At 55.8% G+C, this 14,741-nt stretch carries 24 protein-coding genes and 8 tRNA genes; 23 read left to right on the top strand and 9 right to left on the bottom strand.

Annotated elements, in window-relative coordinates; translation table 11 throughout:
* The first annotated feature begins 16 nt into the window (after positions 1–16).
* The 3 genes from rpsT to WDN10_03130 all read left to right on the top strand — a co-directional run bounded on the left by rpsT (position 17) and on the right by WDN10_03130 (position 933).
* The gene (gene rpsT, locus WDN10_03140; protein MEJ0053690.1) at positions 17–283 is read left to right on the top strand and encodes a 30S ribosomal protein S20; all 267 of its coding nucleotides are present in this window, start codon (positions 17–19) and stop codon (positions 281–283) included.
* Between the two features lie 187 nt (positions 284–470).
* Positions 471–698 (top strand): type II toxin-antitoxin system HicB family antitoxin, encoded by a 228-nt coding sequence (locus WDN10_03135; GenBank protein ID MEJ0053689.1) that lies wholly within the window; start codon positions 471–473, stop codon positions 696–698.
* A complete protein-coding gene (locus tag WDN10_03130; protein ID MEJ0053688.1) occupies positions 691–933 on the top strand; it encodes a type II toxin-antitoxin system HicA family toxin in 243 nt (80 codons plus the stop codon). Before WDN10_03135 ends, WDN10_03130 begins: the two co-directional genes overlap by 8 nt.
* Positions 934–1,036: 103 nt before the next feature.
* Here the strand turns inward: WDN10_03130 and WDN10_03125 are convergent.
* From WDN10_03125 to WDN10_03110, 4 genes are all read right to left on the bottom strand, one after another.
* Positions 1,037–1,108, bottom strand: a tRNA-Arg gene (locus WDN10_03125).
* Positions 1,109–1,201: 93 nt separating this feature from the next.
* Positions 1,202–1,273, bottom strand: a tRNA-Arg gene (locus WDN10_03120).
* A gap of 31 nt (positions 1,274–1,304) precedes the next feature.
* Complete coding sequence (locus WDN10_03115) at positions 1,305–1,778, bottom strand: hypothetical protein (protein MEJ0053687.1); 474 nt, start codon at positions 1,776–1,778, stop codon at positions 1,305–1,307.
* Between the two features lie 122 nt (positions 1,779–1,900).
* On the bottom strand, positions 1,901–2,443 hold the full coding sequence (locus WDN10_03110; protein MEJ0053686.1) for a hypothetical protein: 543 nt from the start codon (positions 2,441–2,443) through the stop codon (positions 1,901–1,903).
* A 140-nt stretch (positions 2,444–2,583) separates the two neighbouring features.
* On the opposite strand from WDN10_03110, the gene WDN10_03105 reads away from it, so the two are divergent.
* On the top strand, positions 2,584–3,276 hold the full coding sequence (locus tag WDN10_03105) for an AAA family ATPase (GenBank protein ID MEJ0053685.1): 693 nt from the start codon (positions 2,584–2,586) through the stop codon (positions 3,274–3,276).
* A gap of 49 nt (positions 3,277–3,325) precedes the next feature.
* Here WDN10_03105 and WDN10_03100 read toward each other — a convergent pair whose 3' ends face one another.
* From WDN10_03100 to WDN10_03090, 3 genes are all read right to left on the bottom strand, one after another.
* On the bottom strand, positions 3,326–3,892 hold the full coding sequence (locus WDN10_03100; protein ID MEJ0053684.1) for a DNA-3-methyladenine glycosylase: 567 nt from the start codon (positions 3,890–3,892) through the stop codon (positions 3,326–3,328).
* A gap of 75 nt (positions 3,893–3,967) precedes the next feature.
* A tRNA-Ser gene (locus tag WDN10_03095) sits at positions 3,968–4,055 on the bottom strand.
* A gap of 3 nt (positions 4,056–4,058) precedes the next feature.
* Complete coding sequence (locus tag WDN10_03090; GenBank protein MEJ0053683.1) at positions 4,059–4,334, bottom strand: DUF5652 family protein; 276 nt, start codon at positions 4,332–4,334, stop codon at positions 4,059–4,061.
* 43 nt (positions 4,335–4,377) lie between these two features.
* On the opposite strand from WDN10_03090, the gene ruvX reads away from it, so the two are divergent.
* The 4 genes from ruvX to WDN10_03070 all read left to right on the top strand — a co-directional run bounded on the left by ruvX (position 4,378) and on the right by WDN10_03070 (position 5,328).
* On the top strand, positions 4,378–4,791 hold the full coding sequence (gene ruvX / locus WDN10_03085) for a Holliday junction resolvase RuvX (GenBank protein ID MEJ0053682.1): 414 nt from the start codon (positions 4,378–4,380) through the stop codon (positions 4,789–4,791).
* Complete coding sequence (locus tag WDN10_03080) at positions 4,788–5,114, top strand: hypothetical protein (GenBank protein ID MEJ0053681.1); 327 nt, start codon at positions 4,788–4,790, stop codon at positions 5,112–5,114. Before ruvX ends, WDN10_03080 begins: the two co-directional genes overlap by 4 nt.
* A 56-nt stretch (positions 5,115–5,170) precedes the next feature.
* Positions 5,171–5,242, top strand: a tRNA-Arg gene (locus WDN10_03075).
* Positions 5,243–5,245: 3 nt separating this feature from the next.
* A tRNA-Leu gene (locus WDN10_03070) sits at positions 5,246–5,328 on the top strand.
* A gap of 29 nt (positions 5,329–5,357) precedes the next feature.
* Here the strand turns inward: WDN10_03070 and WDN10_03065 are convergent.
* Positions 5,358–5,430, bottom strand: a tRNA-Val gene (locus tag WDN10_03065).
* 76 nt (positions 5,431–5,506) lie between these two features.
* Here WDN10_03065 and WDN10_03060 point away from each other — a divergent pair.
* From WDN10_03060 to WDN10_03030, 7 genes are all read left to right on the top strand, one after another.
* Positions 5,507–5,782 (top strand): hypothetical protein, encoded by a 276-nt coding sequence (locus WDN10_03060; protein ID MEJ0053680.1) that lies wholly within the window; start codon positions 5,507–5,509, stop codon positions 5,780–5,782.
* Positions 5,783–5,824: 42 nt separating this feature from the next.
* Positions 5,825–6,103, top strand: coding sequence for an acylphosphatase (locus tag WDN10_03055; GenBank protein ID MEJ0053679.1), 279 nt, complete (start codon positions 5,825–5,827; stop codon positions 6,101–6,103).
* A complete protein-coding gene (gene uppS, locus WDN10_03050; GenBank protein MEJ0053678.1) occupies positions 6,096–6,803 on the top strand; it encodes a polyprenyl diphosphate synthase in 708 nt (235 codons plus the stop codon). The genes WDN10_03055 and uppS overlap by 8 nt, the downstream gene beginning before the upstream one ends.
* A 32-nt stretch (positions 6,804–6,835) precedes the next feature.
* Positions 6,836–7,564 carry an RluA family pseudouridine synthase gene (locus WDN10_03045; protein MEJ0053677.1) on the top strand — a complete coding sequence of 243 codons (729 nt, stop codon included), beginning with the start codon at positions 6,836–6,838 and terminating at the stop codon, positions 7,562–7,564.
* Positions 7,565–7,622: 58 nt separating this feature from the next.
* On the top strand, positions 7,623–8,126 hold the full coding sequence (locus tag WDN10_03040) for a 50S ribosomal protein L19 (protein MEJ0053676.1): 504 nt from the start codon (positions 7,623–7,625) through the stop codon (positions 8,124–8,126).
* 28 nt (positions 8,127–8,154) lie between these two features.
* A tRNA-Leu gene (locus WDN10_03035) sits at positions 8,155–8,241 on the top strand.
* A gap of 122 nt (positions 8,242–8,363) precedes the next feature.
* Positions 8,364–8,996 carry a hypothetical protein gene (locus WDN10_03030; GenBank protein MEJ0053675.1) on the top strand — a complete coding sequence of 211 codons (633 nt, stop codon included), beginning with the start codon at positions 8,364–8,366 and terminating at the stop codon, positions 8,994–8,996.
* A gap of 125 nt (positions 8,997–9,121) precedes the next feature.
* Here the strand turns inward: WDN10_03030 and WDN10_03025 are convergent, their stop codons facing one another.
* On the bottom strand, positions 9,122–9,715 hold the full coding sequence (locus WDN10_03025) for a prepilin-type N-terminal cleavage/methylation domain-containing protein (GenBank protein ID MEJ0053674.1): 594 nt from the start codon (positions 9,713–9,715) through the stop codon (positions 9,122–9,124).
* Positions 9,716–9,741: 26 nt separating this feature from the next.
* Here WDN10_03025 and WDN10_03020 point away from each other — a divergent pair, with 26 nt between their 5' ends.
* From WDN10_03020 to WDN10_02985, 8 genes are all read left to right on the top strand, one after another.
* Positions 9,742–10,311: a cob(I)yrinic acid a,c-diamide adenosyltransferase gene (locus WDN10_03020; protein MEJ0053673.1), complete on the top strand. Its 570-nt coding sequence runs from the start codon at positions 9,742–9,744 to the stop codon at positions 10,309–10,311.
* Between the two features lie 60 nt (positions 10,312–10,371).
* On the top strand, positions 10,372–10,866 hold the full coding sequence (locus WDN10_03015) for a hypothetical protein (GenBank protein ID MEJ0053672.1): 495 nt from the start codon (positions 10,372–10,374) through the stop codon (positions 10,864–10,866).
* Positions 10,852–10,922: transfer RNA gene (locus WDN10_03010), tRNA-His, on the top strand. Before WDN10_03015 ends, WDN10_03010 begins: the two co-directional genes overlap by 15 nt.
* A 5-nt stretch (positions 10,923–10,927) precedes the next feature.
* Positions 10,928–11,554 carry a class I SAM-dependent methyltransferase gene (locus tag WDN10_03005; protein ID MEJ0053671.1) on the top strand — a complete coding sequence of 209 codons (627 nt, stop codon included), beginning with the start codon at positions 10,928–10,930 and terminating at the stop codon, positions 11,552–11,554.
* 10 nt (positions 11,555–11,564) lie between these two features.
* The gene (locus WDN10_03000; protein ID MEJ0053670.1) at positions 11,565–12,530 is read left to right on the top strand and encodes a queuosine salvage family protein; all 966 of its coding nucleotides are present in this window, start codon (positions 11,565–11,567) and stop codon (positions 12,528–12,530) included.
* Positions 12,531–12,578: 48 nt separating this feature from the next.
* Positions 12,579–13,007, top strand: a complete 429-nt coding sequence (locus WDN10_02995) for a transcriptional repressor (GenBank protein MEJ0053669.1) — start codon at positions 12,579–12,581, stop codon at positions 13,005–13,007.
* Between the two features lie 14 nt (positions 13,008–13,021).
* Positions 13,022–13,744 carry a ZIP family metal transporter gene (locus WDN10_02990; GenBank protein ID MEJ0053668.1) on the top strand — a complete coding sequence of 241 codons (723 nt, stop codon included), beginning with the start codon at positions 13,022–13,024 and terminating at the stop codon, positions 13,742–13,744.
* A 69-nt stretch (positions 13,745–13,813) separates the two neighbouring features.
* On the top strand, positions 13,814–14,698 hold the full coding sequence (locus WDN10_02985; protein ID MEJ0053667.1) for an SDR family oxidoreductase: 885 nt from the start codon (positions 13,814–13,816) through the stop codon (positions 14,696–14,698).
* Positions 14,699–14,741: the final 43 nt, after the last annotated feature.

The raw sequence follows: 14,741 nt of genomic DNA, 5'->3' as shown, positions 1-14,741 counted from the left end.
GGCATAGTATCGGGCAATGGCAATCACCAAATCGGCGAAGAAAGCGCAGCGCGTTTCCAAAAAGCGGCATCTGTTCAACGTGCGCCGCAAGCGCGCGCTTGGCGACGCGACCAAGGAAGTGAAGAAGCTCATCGCCGCGGGCAAGGCAGTCGACGCGGAAAAACTCCTCGCAAAGGCGCAGGAGGCGATCGACAAGGCGGCCAAGAGCGGCGTCATCAAGGCCAATGCCGCATCCCGCAAGAAGAGCCGTCTCGTGAAGGCGATCCGGAGGATAGGGAAGTAAGTTTTTCACAAACAACAAAAGGCCCGCGCATGCAGGCTTTGTGTTTTTTGTGCTCCAACTCGGCCGTGAATGTTGTCGTGACAGAAGTCTTTTGGCGAGTTTCGCCGCCGGAGCACTGGCGTAACAGGCTTGTTATGACAGATGGGCAAATCTCACTCGAAAATCAGGCGGGTGGTATAATACTCCTATGAAAAACATCCTGCAATTTCAGGTGTCCGAGAGCGATGGGGGCTACGTCGCCGAAGGCGTGTCCGTGCCTATTGTTACTCAAGGTGACACCCTTGACGAGCTTATGGCCAATATCCGCGAAGCAGTCGGCCTGTTCTTGGAGGGTGAGGACCTTTCCGAGCTCGGCTTTGCCGCTACTCCTTCGGTGCTCGTGAATTTCGAGCTTCCGGCGCTCGCGCATGCCTAAGCCGAGGCGTCTCTCGGGACAGGAAGTAGTCAAGATACTCGCGCAGTTTGGGTTCGAGATAGAGCGTCAACGCGGGAGCCACATAACGCTTGTACGCGAACGAAACGGGCACCGGCAAGCGCTCCTCATCCCGGATCACAAGGAGCTCAAGACGGGAGCGGTGGTCGGAATCTTCCGACAGGCATCGCACTACATTTCAGAGGACGACTTGCGGACTCACTTCTATGCCGGATAGCGCAAAAGCCGGAATCTCGTTCCGTTTTTTGCGTGCAAACATCCCGCGCGATATCGCACCGTTTGCGGCGCCTCACGGACATTGTTTTGGTCTCTAACCGCTGTGCTCTCGATAGGAATCGAACCTATATCTGCTCCTTCGGAGGGAGCTGTCCTATCCATTGAACGACGAGAGCGGAAGACGGAACAAACCGATGATACGCGCCCCTTCCATACAACGCAAAAGCTTATCAAAGAAGCGCTTGCCCGCTGGAGTTAACGTGAATGTGTGCTCCCGGTAGGAATCGAACCTACATCACAACCTCCGCAAGGTTGCGTCCTATCCATTGAACGACGGGAGCAATGCCGCACCGCTAACTGCTTGACTGTACACTAGAGACGCAAAAATTCCACCACGCGTTCCATGAGGGTCTCGGGGTGGTACACGTGCTCGACATGGATATTGAGGTATTCGTAGACGCTCACGGGATCGACGCCGACGAGCGGGATGATGAGGTGGGGCGTGAGGAGGCTCGAAGTCTTGATCGAAAGGGAAGGAGGAAGCGTCTCGTCGATATATTCAAGAATAGAAAAGGACTGCATATTGTGGAACGTATAGAGGTCGCCGTTGATGGAGAGGCCCTCCGCGTCGAGCCTGAAGCGGTGTATCACGGAGCGCTTTGCGGACTGGAGCGCGATCGCGATCGCGGCCGCGATAATGAGGACGGCAAGGAGAAAATCGCCAAGCAATATGCAGGCGAGCACCGCCGCGGTCGCGAGGATGCCAAGAGCCCAGTACCAGTCGGCGGTCTTCTCGTCGTATTCGTACTCCTTGCCTTGCCACTCGAAGGCAAAATTCTGCGCCATATGCGTAACTATAGCACCGGTCCGGCCCCGCATACGGCCGCTCGGGCCCGGATGTGAACTGCATAAAAAGCCAAAGGCGCGACCGAAGCCGCGCCCCCGAGCCCATAACCACCAATACCCGATTATCCTGACGCGGCCACTGCCGGCAGGTGCTGGTCAATTGATCCGTCGCCAGCGACGGCCTTCCACAGAGCGCCGAAGAATTCGTGAAGCGTGTAGGTCCGGAGCTTCGCGTCATGCAGCTCGCCCGTCTCGACGATTCCGAGAGCGACCGCGACGAGCTTCAGATGATCGTCCGCGACGCTTTCGAGCGCCGCTTTCGCGGCGTCGGCGAGTTCGAGCGGGGGAACGCCCGCCCTTGTCGCGGCTGCGCGCCAGCGGCCGTCGCGCACAAGCTCGGGCCGATACGGCGCGAGGATTTCGATGAGATGCACGAACGAACGCATGTCTCCCGGACCTGTCTCGAAGGTCCTGACAGCCTTGCCCGAGTCGATCAAGAGAGGAAGCTCGAGCATCTCCTTCTTGACAGTAGTCATCGGTTCGACCCGAACGCTCCGGTCATTGACCAAGAGCGCGGCGAAATGTTCGATCGTGGATGCGCGAGTCCAGCAGACAATCCGCGGATCGGCGGTGTTCCTGCTAAGGACGGTGGTGATTTGAACCATTCAATTCCCCAAAGGTTGGTGGTTGGTGATGAAGCATGTACACAGGCCCGTACGTTTGGGGCCATGGGGAGGCACTGTATCAGCCACTGCGGGGAAGTCAACGGTTAATCCACGCCCCACCATCCCCTATACTTATCTTTATGAAACAACAAAAAGAAATCCTGGGTAAAAAGGAACGCGGGGTGCAGGACACGTTTATCTCGTCGCTTCGGATTTCCAAACGTAAAACGAAAAAGCCAGTCATGGTGGCGCTTGTCGGCCTTGTCGGCTCGGGCAAGAGTTCGGTCGCCCGCGAATTCGCGCGGCATATCGGCGGCACCGTCGTCGAAGCCGACGCGATACGCGTGGCGCTCCGCAAGCAAAAGGAATCGTACCGGCGCGTGCGCGTAATCGGCGAAAACGCGGCGCTCGAAGTCGTGGGCCGGGGAGGGAATGCGATACTCGACTCCGACTTTTTGGATATGGAGAAGCGCGCGAACTTTATTAAGAACGCAAAAGATGTTGACGCGCGCCTTGTATTTGTTCGTACGTATGCAGACATCGATACGATGCTTGGCCGCATGATTCTTGCGCAGCATAGCGGCAGTCCGAACGACTTTTTCGGAGGCGCTTCCTCTTCCTGGAAGGGAAGCGACCGGCCGAAAGGAGCGATAGTGAAAATACGCGAGATGTGGCGGCGTACGCCGCTCCACTACGCGTGGAAAAACGAGGGAGGCGGGACTTGGACCCGAAGGAAGCTGTCATTTCCGGTCTTTGCTGAAATCGATACCACCGATGAGCGCGCGTGGAAAGAAGCTGTAGTCAAACACGCGAAGCAACTGCTTAAAAGATAGTGCGGAGGATAGTGGACGAGATTAGAACTTATTGGGCGGTTTCTCCCAATTACTTCTTCGTACCCAAACTCTTAGCAGAGACCGCGGAGACATAAAACCTCAACGGCATATCTTTTGCTTTCGAGATGCCGACTCTCGAAGAGATATTGATTTTATGAAGAACGTCCTTTTCGTCTTCAGCTATGAATAATTCGCTTTCTGGATTCGTCATATCGACTCCATCCAGAGTTTTCGCTATCTTGAATTCGCGACATACCTTTCCAGGACCATTCACAAGCCCTTGAACGCCCTCAATCGGTTCTATGGCGCGGATAAGTACGGAACCGGGCACGTCTCGACCCTGCGTCACCGCATCGAGAAGGCAATACTGTCTCATGCTGTGGACGTAGGCGTGCCCACCTTCCTTGTATAGACTTGCATTGCGCTTTGTCTGGCCTTTGAAATTATGAGCGGCGGCATCACCTGATGGGAGATAGGCTTCGGTTTCAGAAATCATTCCGACGAGATATTCTCCATCGATTCTTCTCACCAAAAGCTTACCGATGAGCTCTTTGGCAACTTCAGCGGGGTTACGGTCATGAAATTTTTGATGCAGAATCGCATCTTGCCATTTCACAGGCAAAGTATAGCAAAGGTCCGAACCCGCATATTGGGTACACACTAAAACCGCTCCAGTGAGCGGTTTCATGTTTGGCGGATGGGGTGAGATTCGAACTCACGACACCTTGCGGTGTGTCGGTTTTCAAGACCGATGCCTTAGACCTCTCGGCCACCCATCCCTGTTATTCTGCTTTCTCCGCTGATGAGGGTACAGCAGCGGAAGCGTTCTTATCCTTTCGCCAGAAAACGAGATACAGCACCTCGAGAATACCGAGGGTGTTAACGACGAGAAGCTCCACGAACCACAGCTTCTGACTGTTTCGGGCGGCATGCCAGAGCGCGAAGCCTTTTATAATGACGACCCAGGCCGCAAGTACGGCGAATACCGGAAGCAGGAAGAGGAATGCGAGGCTGTGGAAGAAGGGCATGGCGCCGAAGGTGTGGTATGCGGGATACATGCGCGGCACTATAGCATGTTTTGCCGTGGTGTAGGATGGCGGTATGCGCTATCTCGGCATCGATTACGGTACGAAGAAAATCGGACTCGCTCTCTCTGACGAGAACGGCTCGATGGGATTCCCGCATTCCATACTCCCGAACACGCCAAGGCTTGTCGGCGACCTGCTCGCGCTTGCCGCAAAAGAAGGCGTCGGCGCGATCGTGATCGGCGACTCCAAGGATTACCACGGCAGGGATAACGCCGTGGCGGTCGGCGCCCGCGCGCTTGGCGAAGTGCTTTCCGAACGCGCGGGCCTCCCGGTATTCTATGAGTGGGAAGGGCTTACGAGCGCCGAGGCGCGCCGGGCCCCGGAGAAAATGCAAAAGTCCCGCGCGCCTTCGGCGCATCCCGACATCGATTCTTCCGCCGCCGCCCTCATCCTTACCAGTTACCTTTCTAAAGAGAAGCACGCATGATTTCCATCGACGAGTTCAAGAACATAGAGGTGAAGATAGGCACGGTCAGAAGCGCCGAACGCGTTCCCGAGACCGACAAGCTCCTGCGGCTCATGGTCGACCTTGGCGAAGCGGTGCCGCGGCAGATCGTCTCCGGGATCTCGGCGTACGTGCCGGAACCGGAAGCTCTGGTCGGCCGCCAGCTCGCCTTCGTCACGAACCTCGAACCCCGGACCATCAAGGGGCTTGAATCGAACGGCATGCTCTTTGCCGTCGGAACGGAAGAAACGTTTGCGTTCATGGTGCCGGATCGCGTCGTGCCCCCTGGCACGGGCGCGAAATAAGACGGAGTTCGTTGACCCGCGCAAGTGAGCGGGATAGGGTAGAGGTGTTAAGCATCGCCCCCGTAGCACAATGGATCGTGCAGGAGACTTCTAAGCTCTTGATCTTGGTTCGATTCCAGGCGGGGGCACACGGGCACGTGGCGGAACGGTATACGCGTACGGCTCAGAACCGTATGGGGGCGACCCCTTGAGAGTTCAAATCTCTCCGTGCCCACTTTTAAGAACGCGTCAGCATGCGTATTGTGGGCGATACAGGACTCGAACCTGTGACCTTCTCAGTGTAAATGAGTTGCTCTACCAACTGAGCTAATCGCCCTTGCAAAGAGCATACGCGAGACCGGGGAGTTTTCAAACCACTCAGGCGGGCCCCCGGGTGCTACACTTCCTGCTGCATGGCCGTTACCGACCCTCTTGAAGAAATCGAGCGGACGACGCGCAAGCTCGACGAGTATATGCGGCGGCACAACCGGACCGTATTTGGCCGCTATCCGCTTGCGTTCTCGCTCCTCGGGACCTTCGGCGTCGTCACGACGCTCTATGGCTTCGAGCAGATCCTCGACGAGGTGCCCTTGTTGCGGGAGCATCCGCTGATTCCGCTCTTTATAGGGATCGGCATCCTGCTCGTCTGCGGCTCGCTTTATAAGCGGCTGGAGAAGAAGTTTGATTGACTCCTTTGAAACCCGACGCTTCTTTCTATAGTTAGCATCCTTATGAACGAACGTTTCGAAGCAATCGTCTCCGGCCGCGTGCAGATGGTGATGTATCGCGACTTCGTCGCGCGCTTCGCCCGCCGCATCGGCGTTACGGGAGAGGTTAAGAACCTCACGGACGGTACGGTGCGCGTTATCGCGGAGGGCCCGCCGGACGCTCTTGCGGGGCTTCTCGCGCGCGTGCGGCGCGGGTCGTTCCTTTCCGACGTGCGCGACATACAGGTTTCGAAGACCGCGCCGTCGGGGCAGTATGATTCCTTCGAGATTGCGTATGATTGAGCAGGCGGGACCGAAGTCGATCGGCATCATCATGGATGGCAATCGCCGGTGGGCGAAAGCGAAAGGGTTGTCGAGCGCCCGCGGCCACCAAGCCGGCGAAGAGGTGCTCCTTCGCCTTCTTGACGACTACCGCCCGCTTCGCGACGCGTGGGGCGCTGCGCACTACATTTTCTATACGTTCTCGACCGAGAACCGGAACCGCGCGGAGGCCGAAGTCGCGGACCTACTCGGACTTTTCGAGCATGCATTCTCGAAGATCGAAGAGCGCCTTCCGCAGCTCCTTTCAGACGGGGTACGAATGCGCTTTCTTGGCGAACGCGGCCGGTTCTCCGGAAAGCTCCAGGAAATGATGAACGAGCTTGAAGCCAAGACGGCGGGAGGTGCGGAGGGTACGATCGCGCTTGCGGTTTCCTACGGAGGCCGCCCCGACATCCTCCAGGCGGCGAATGGCCTTATGGCGGGAGGCGCCAAGGAGATCACCGAAGTCGCCCTTACAGATGCGCTCTGGACGCGGGGCATTCCCGAGCCCGACCTTATCATCCGGACCGGGGGAGAGAAGCGGCTTTCCAATTTCCTCCTTTGGGAGTCGGCGTATGCCGAGCTCGCCTTCACCGACACGCTCTGGCCCGACTTCTCGCGCAAGGAGCTCGAGCGGATTTTTGCGGACTTTGCTTCCCGCGAGCGCAGGCACGGGCGCTAGCGCGCGTAGCGCATCCGGGCTAGGGTGCATATATGGAATTCCCGGTCCTCTACGAAGACAGCGACCTCGTCGCGATAACAAAGCCCGCGGGCATAATGACGCATGGCGACGGAAGAACCGCCGAGGAAACAGTCGCGGACTGGTTCGCGAAGCGGTATCCGGAATCGGCCGGGGTGGGGGAGACGCAGCGGCTGCCGGACGGTACGGAGCTCGCGCGCCCCGGCATCGTGCACCGGCTCGATACCGATACCTCCGGAGTGCTGCTTCTCGCAAAAACGCAAGAGGCGCACGCGTTTCTTAAGAAGGCATTCCAGGACCGGGAGATCAAAAAGACCTATCTCGCCTTCGTCTATGGCGTGCCTAAAGAAAAGAAGGGGATCATCGATTTTGCCATCGGCCGCTCAAGGAAGGACTTTCGGCTCCGCTCCGCGCAGCCGAAAGCGAAAGGCATCATGCGCGAAGCGCTCACCCGCTACGAAGTGCTTGCGGAAGCCGAAGGGCACTCGCTTCTTAAGGTGAACCCCGAGACCGGACGTACTCACCAGATACGCGTGCATTTGAAGGCCATCCACCATCCCGTCGTCTGCGACCCCCTCTACGCGCCAAATCACCCCTGCGATCTTGGCACCTCGCGCCTTGCCCTCCATGCCTATAGCCTCGACTTTCCGCTCCCTTCCGGCAGCCGTAAGGAGGTCGTCGCGCCGATTCCTAAGGACTTAAAGCCGGCCTTTGCTGCGTTTCCCTCGGCCGGGCCGTTTTAAGCAGATACAAGGCCGCGGTTTTGCTTTTTTATAGGCCGAGTGGTACAGTGTCGCCCATATGCAGCAGGTAATTTCTCCGGTCAACGTAAAGGACCGCGCGGGTCTCGGGATACGCCCGGGCGACACCGTGCGCGTCATGCAGAACATCATCGAGATCAAGAAGGCCAAGGGCGCCGACAAGAAAGAAAAGACCACCAAGAGCACGCGCCAGCAGGCGTTCGAGGGCCTCGTGCTTGCGGTGAAGCACGGCACCGAAGCCGGAGCGAGTTTCACGGTCCGCGCCGTGCTCTCGGGCATCGGCGTCGAGAAGATCTTTCCGCTCTACTCGCCGAATATCGAGAAGATCGAGATCAAGCGCCGCTCCAAGGTGCGCCGCGCGAAGCTCTACTTCATCCGCGAGAAGGTCGCGCGCGAAGTGAAGCGGCAGCTGAGAAACGCCCGCATGATGAACGTTTCCACCTCGAGCGAGCCTGAAGAGAGCCCTGTTGCGGAAGTAGCGGAGACGCCTGTTGAAGCACCGGCGGAGGCAGTTGCCGAAGAGAAGGTGGAAGCCGCGTCGTAATTGCGATATAGTCCTCAGGTGCTCATCTGCCCAGGTGGCGAAATTGGTAGACGTACTACCTTGAGGTGGTAGCGCCCGCAAGGGCTTGGAGGTTCGAGTCCTCTCCTGGGCACCAGATAGGACAGATAACAGAAACGACTGAGCAAACACCCAGTCGTTTCTGATTTTTAGGTTCGTAAAAAACGAAACCGTTTTGACCCGTTCCGAACTCGTTGACTTCAAGATATAGTGGTGTTCATGTCAGAAACCATGCCAGCTCCTGAAGGTGTCTATCGTCACAAGGAACTCGTTAAGCAGATTGCCGGACTTCCGTGGCAGGACGCTGACCCGCGCGACATCATTCTCCTCTCGCTTGCGACTGCAAAAGAGTTTGCCAGCAGCCTTCGTGCCGGTGTCGAACTTTATCCTGAAGACAGTCGGATGATGGAGATGGTCAGTGGAGAACTAGAGACCGACAACATGACTTTTGATGATTACGTCTCAAAGGGAGACCACTGGCAGTTCCTCGACCACTTCGTAAAGAAGTACAGTATTGCCTCATCAAAGCCTGAAGTTGAGGCAGCATCACAAGAGTACGTTCATGCAGTCGAAACATTGTCTCCAGCAGACCGAGCGATGACAGTCTTCTCTCGCGAGGAAGAACTTACCTCCATATTCGAGAAGGTGGTCGCTGCGCATGACTGGGAGAAGCTCGGCTACGGCTTCTATCTCTATTACCTCAAACAGCACATTTTCTTTGATTCAGGCGACGGCGGGCATCATCACCTTACTCAGCATTTCCCGCTCCATCCGGAGATACTTGAGAAGTTCTATCAGGAGCGCCTAAAGATGTATCAGTCGCTATTCGATAAAGGGACTTCAAGAACCTAAGACGCTCTATTCCGACCATGCTTTCCTGTACTGCCTTGTAGATTTGAGGCAGTTCGGAAAAGAGGTCAACCTGGGCACTAAAATGAAAAACCGCCCGAAGGCGGTTTTTCATTTTGTTCGTATCCCTAGCTCACGCTCCCGCACACGACGTAATCAAAGCTCGCGTCGAAGAAGTTCTGCGCGTTGTTCCAGAGACAGGAGCACCCGCCTCCGCTGAACTTCGTCGACGGGCGCGAAGCGTCCGTCTCAAGGTCGGTAATGCCGAGCATATAGGTCGCGGCATTATTGCGGCACGCCCCGCCCTGGTATAGGTAATTCGCGGGCACGAAGAAATAGAAGTAGCGGTGTCCTGCGGCTCCGGCGACTCCGTTGAAACTCGCCGGATCGTTCACCGGGTCGACCGAGACCTGCGGCATCACGCCGGAGCTTTTGAGGAAGCTCATGAAGTTGGACGGATCGTTCGTCGAGAGGTCCCACCAGGTGTCGAAATTCCCCGGTGAGGAATTGCCTCGTCCGTATGCCGCCGGGGCAGGAGGCAAGCCGACGGTCGCGTTATATATCTCAACCGCTTTCTGGATCTGATGGATGTCAGAGATGCGCTTGGCATCGCGGGCCTTCGCTCGCGCGGCATTAAGAGAGACGACCACGACCGAAGAAAGGATGCCGATGATGGCAATGACAACCAGGAGCTCGATGAGGGTGAATCCCCGTGTCCGCATACTGATATAATGCCATAACTTACTCTATGCTCTATACCGGCAAAGGGGATGGTGGGACCACCAAGACGTTCGGCTGCGACCAGCAGCGTATTTCGAAGTCTTCGGAGCTTCCGGAGGCGCTTGGTACTTTAGACGAGCTCAACTCATACCTTGGGCTCTGCAAGGTGCGCGCGAAGAGCGTGCAGGATTCGGGCGTAACGATAGGGAAGAAGAAACTCACCATCTCCGCGATCCTCCGCGACGTACAGGGGACCCTCTTCATCATCCAGGCGGAAATGGCGGGGGCACCGAAGAAAACAGGGAAGGGGAAAGTGACGAGCCTCGAGAACATCATCAACACGATCGAGAAAGAAATCCCTCCGATCACGCGTTTCTCGATTGCGGGCGGCACCGAGCTTTCCGCGCTCCTTGACGTCGCGCGCACCCTTGCAAGGCGTGCGGAGCGCCGCGCGGTCGGAGTGCACGAGCTGGGCCTCCGCGCGCTTTCCCCGAACACCCGCGCGTATCTCAACCGTCTCTCCTCGCTCCTCTTCGCGCTCGCGCGCCTTGCGAATTTCAAGTCCGGCATAGCCGAAGAGTCGCCGAGCTATCGTTAAATTTATAATATCCACAATTCCTCCTGTTTACCTTTCAGTTTTGGTCGATAAAATATGAGAATGGCACTCGTCACTTGCACATTCTGCGGTAAAAACTTCAACGCAAAACCTTATTGGATAAAAAAAGGTTATGGCAAGTACTGCTCTCCGACCTGTCAGTACGCAGGAATGCGCAAAGGAAAGGAAATGCCATGTTTTATCTGCGGGAAAGATTCCTACAAGAAACCAAAGCAACTCAAAGGGTCTAAGAGCAAACTATTTTTCTGTGGCAAAAGTTGCCAAACACGCTGGCGCAATCAACTTTATGTCGGCAACAAGCATTCAAACTTTACAACAGGGCTGCATTCCTACCGTTCAGTACTCAGTCGTCACAAGGTTCCTAAATTATGCCGTTTGTGCAAAACTACAGATATCCGGGTGCTTGCTGTGCACCACATTGACAAGAACCGGAAAAACAATAAGTTGAGTAATCTCGCGTGGCTGTGCCATAACTGCCACTTCCTCGTACATCATTACGAAGAGCCGCGAGAGCAATTCATGGCGGCTATAGTTTAGTGGTAAAACTCGGGTTTGTGGTACCCGCGTCGAGAGTTCGATTCTCTCTAGCCGCCCAGTTATGAAGGAATTTGACGCCAACACCTATAAAGACTTAAAAGGAGATTTTAACGACGCGGACGAGACACTTCTTGTTACTCTTCTGTACAAAGCTCAGCCGTCCCGAATGCTCGATATCGGTTGCGGGGACGGGAAGCTCACCAAACGTGTCGCGGCAGAATTTCCAGAAGCCGCGATTACAGCTATCGACAATTCCGCCGATCAGATTGCGCTTGCCGCCGCGCAACCAAGCGATATCGTTTTCAAGTGTGCAAGCATCACGGACTACGCGCCGGATCAGAAGTTTGACACCATTTTCTCTTTCTACGCGTTCCCGCACATGCCAAAGAGCCTGCTTCCGGCAGCACTCTCTTCGGCCAAACAACTTCTTGAAGACGGCGGCGTTTTCTATCTCTTTACCAACATCTGTCTTTTCGATACTTCCATCGCTTCTCCCGAAGACCAGGAGGCGTGTGACATTGTGTTCTTAAACGATTGGCACGAACAAATAAATCTCGTTTCTCTTGAGGAAATGAAGCGCCTCATCCTAAGTGCGGGTTTCCGCGTTGAGCGAGACGAGCAACGACAGACCGGGGCGAAGATAAAAGAATATGGAAACATGATTTCCTGGCTTTTCATCCTGCGGTAGGATAGGGGATATGCAGACGACGCGCGCGAAGATCCTCGAATCCATACGGCCCGTCATCGAGTCGAGCAAACACGTATCCGTCATTCCCTCCGAAGTCGAAAATACGGCGAAAGCGCTTCTCAATGAGCCGGTGCCGCCCTGGAATAACGATTTGCAGCTCTCTGGCACCCCGGAAGAGACTGCTTACTATTATTTCTTCCTCGACAGCGCTCAAGGATGCTTCTGGGGCCCGAAAGGGCAGACGCGGTGGGAGTACCTGATCGACGGGGAATGGCGCGGCGGTTATTACGCCTTCTCCCGGGCGGTGAAAGACGCATTTAAGAAAAATCCGCGGCTCCTTGATGCCTCCTCTCTTGCCGATATCTCAAAAGAGGACTTTGCAGCCCTGTTCCCGGGACGCAACAAGTTCCTTCTCATGGATGAACGACATAAGATAATCCGTGAAAACTTCGGTATACTCAGGGATCGTTTCGACGGCAGCGTCCTCAATCTTCTCGAACAAGCCGGACAGGATGTCGACAAGCTCGTTACTTTGCTCCTTGAACATTTTCCGACGTTCCGGGACGTTGCCGAACGTCATGGGAAACCCGTACTTTTCCTTAAACGCGCGCAGATTTTTCCTTCCGATCTCTATTTCTCGGGCGTAGAACATCCTTTGTTCAAATTCAAGAACCTTGAGAATCTTACAATCTTTGCCGACTATAAGCTTCCGCAGCTTCTGGAGGCGCTCGGGGTAATCGTCTACGACGAAGAGCTCGCAAGTGACATAATTGAGGAACGTCTTATTCCCGCCGGATCGCTCAAGGAAATCGAGATACGCGCGAACACGATCGTGGCATGCGAGCAAATCGTCGCGGCGATGCGGAGCATGGGTCGCGCCATAACCACGCGGGAATTTGACTGGATTTTCTGGGTTAAAGCTCAGGCAACCGTGTTCACCAAACCGCACCATAAAACCCTGACGATTTTCTATTAATCTGAGTTTGTACTTGCAATATACTTGCGTTTGCTATACGCTGGTTTTGTGCAAAAGAAACAAGAGAACGAATACGCGGAAATGCTCCGAAGTGCGAACCTTAAAGCAACACCAGGAAGATTGGCGCTTTTGAAAGCGCTCGGTGCGGCGAAGGAGCCGCTCGGTATTCCGGCGCTTCGAAAAAAGCTCGGGGCGAAGGAACAAATGGACACGGTGACGATATACCGCGCGCTCGAAGCGCTTCGCACCGCCGGTCTTATCCGGCTTGCGGATCTGCGGCACGGGCATCAGGACTACGAGCTCGCCCGAAGCGGAGAGCATCACCACCATCTCGTCTGCGAAGGATGCGGAGTGCTTGAGGCGATCCCGTGCCCCGTGCCGGGTGTGGAAGGAAAGGTGCCAAGGAGCGCCAAAGGCTTCGCGCGCCTCTCTGACCACGCGTTCGAGCTTTTCGGGACCTGTAACGCGTGCGCTTAACCTTACCTCTTTTTATGACCCTACTCATCATCGGCATCGCAGCAGGGCTCGCTACCTACATCGGCGGCTCACTCGCGCTCAGGTTCCAAAACAAAATACATCTCATCCTCGGTTTCAGCGCCGGGGCAGTGATCGCGGTCGCGCTCATCGACCTTCTGCCTGAGGCCCTCGAGCTCGGCGGGCAGTATTACGAAACCGGTGCCATCACTGCGGTTGCGGTATTCGGCTTTGCGGCCTTTATGATCCTCGACCGGATCTTTATGATCGGCGTGAAGGAAGAGGAGGGGCACGGCGGACACGGGCATCGGGGGCACCTTGGCGCAGGGAGTCTCACAGTGCATAGCTTCCTCGACGGCGTTGCGATCGGGCTTGCGTTTCAGGTATCCGCGGCACTTGGCGCCATCGTCGCGGTTGCAGTTCTCGTCCACGACTTCTCCGACGGCGTTAATACGGTGAACCTGAGCATGGTGGGAACGGGGAAGCATCACATCGCCCGTCGCTGGCTTACCGCCGACGCGCTCGCGCCTCTTCTGGGTATCGGCTCGACGCTCTTCTTTAGCGTCCCGGAGCAGTACCTGGCGCTTATCCTCGCTCTTTTCTCGGGCTTCTTCCTCTATATCGGCGCGAGCGAGCTTCTTCCCGAAAGCCATCACCGCCATCCGCGCCTCTTCACGAGTTTCATGACGGTGCTCGGGATGCTCGTGATGTTCGCGGCGATTCACTTCGCGGGCGTGTAGGCCTTCCGTGAGGCGGCAGGGTAGCCGCCTCAGCCTGCCGTCTGGCAAGAATCGGGCTATACTTTTCTTATGAATCGCTTAGGAGGGAAGCGTGTTCTGATAACTGGCGTAGGTATTAAGCCGCTCGCGACCGTGTTTACAGATATCGTTACCGGCAAACCGACTCATACGCCGATCTGGGCAGACGGCCAAGAGTATAAAGGGAATATCGGCGCGGCTGCCGCACTTGAGTGCGTCAGAGCCGGAGCGGTTGTGCATATGATCGCCCGCACGGAGAACAATCTTAAAATAGTTAAAGAATGGATTGAGCAAGAAGTTCCCGGAGCGTCAGTGGAATATTCTTCGGTTGATCTAAACGACCTGCGATCGCTTCAAACTCTGGCCGATTCTATCCCTAACGATTTGCCGCTGTATTGGGTGCAATCGGTTGGACTCGGAGCCGGTACAGTCAAGTTGAAGGACGACAACCCCTATCTTGCTATCGGTAACCTCTCGGATGAACTGGTAGAGGCGGAGCTTTCGGTATTGAAAGCAACGGTAACTCTCATGCGCCTTCTTCTGCCGCGTTTCAGAAAGCAGGAAGAAACCCGCGTCTGCATCGTTTCTTCTATGAGTGCCGTCCGCTCGGTCATTTCGGGGAGTATGCATATGGCTGCCAAGGGAGCTATCAGCCGCTTCGCCAATGCGGCGATGATTGAACTCGATAAGGAGAAAGTCTTTATCACCGATATCCGTCCGGGAATCGTCGATACCGGAATGTACGACTCGAAAGTCGTACAAGACACTGTTTCGATGATGGGTAAAAGTTACGGTTATGATTATTCTCAGTCCGGTCTTCCGGCCATGCCGCCTATTGCCGTTGCGGAGGCAATCGTTGGCATTTTATGCTCACAATCCCATATCACCTCAGTTAATATGGTTGCGCGAGGGCAGTGGCCGCACGAGGGTTCCTAGCTGCTTTTAATAAAAAAATGGAATCACGCGAAAGTCAGGTTAT

This window comes from bacterium (assembly GCA_037200965.1).
In the GTDB taxonomy this organism is placed as follows: Bacteria; Patescibacteriota; Minisyncoccia; order Phycocordibacterales; family Phycocordibacteraceae; genus C7867-001.
This window is presented reverse-complemented; position numbering and strand designations above follow the sequence as displayed.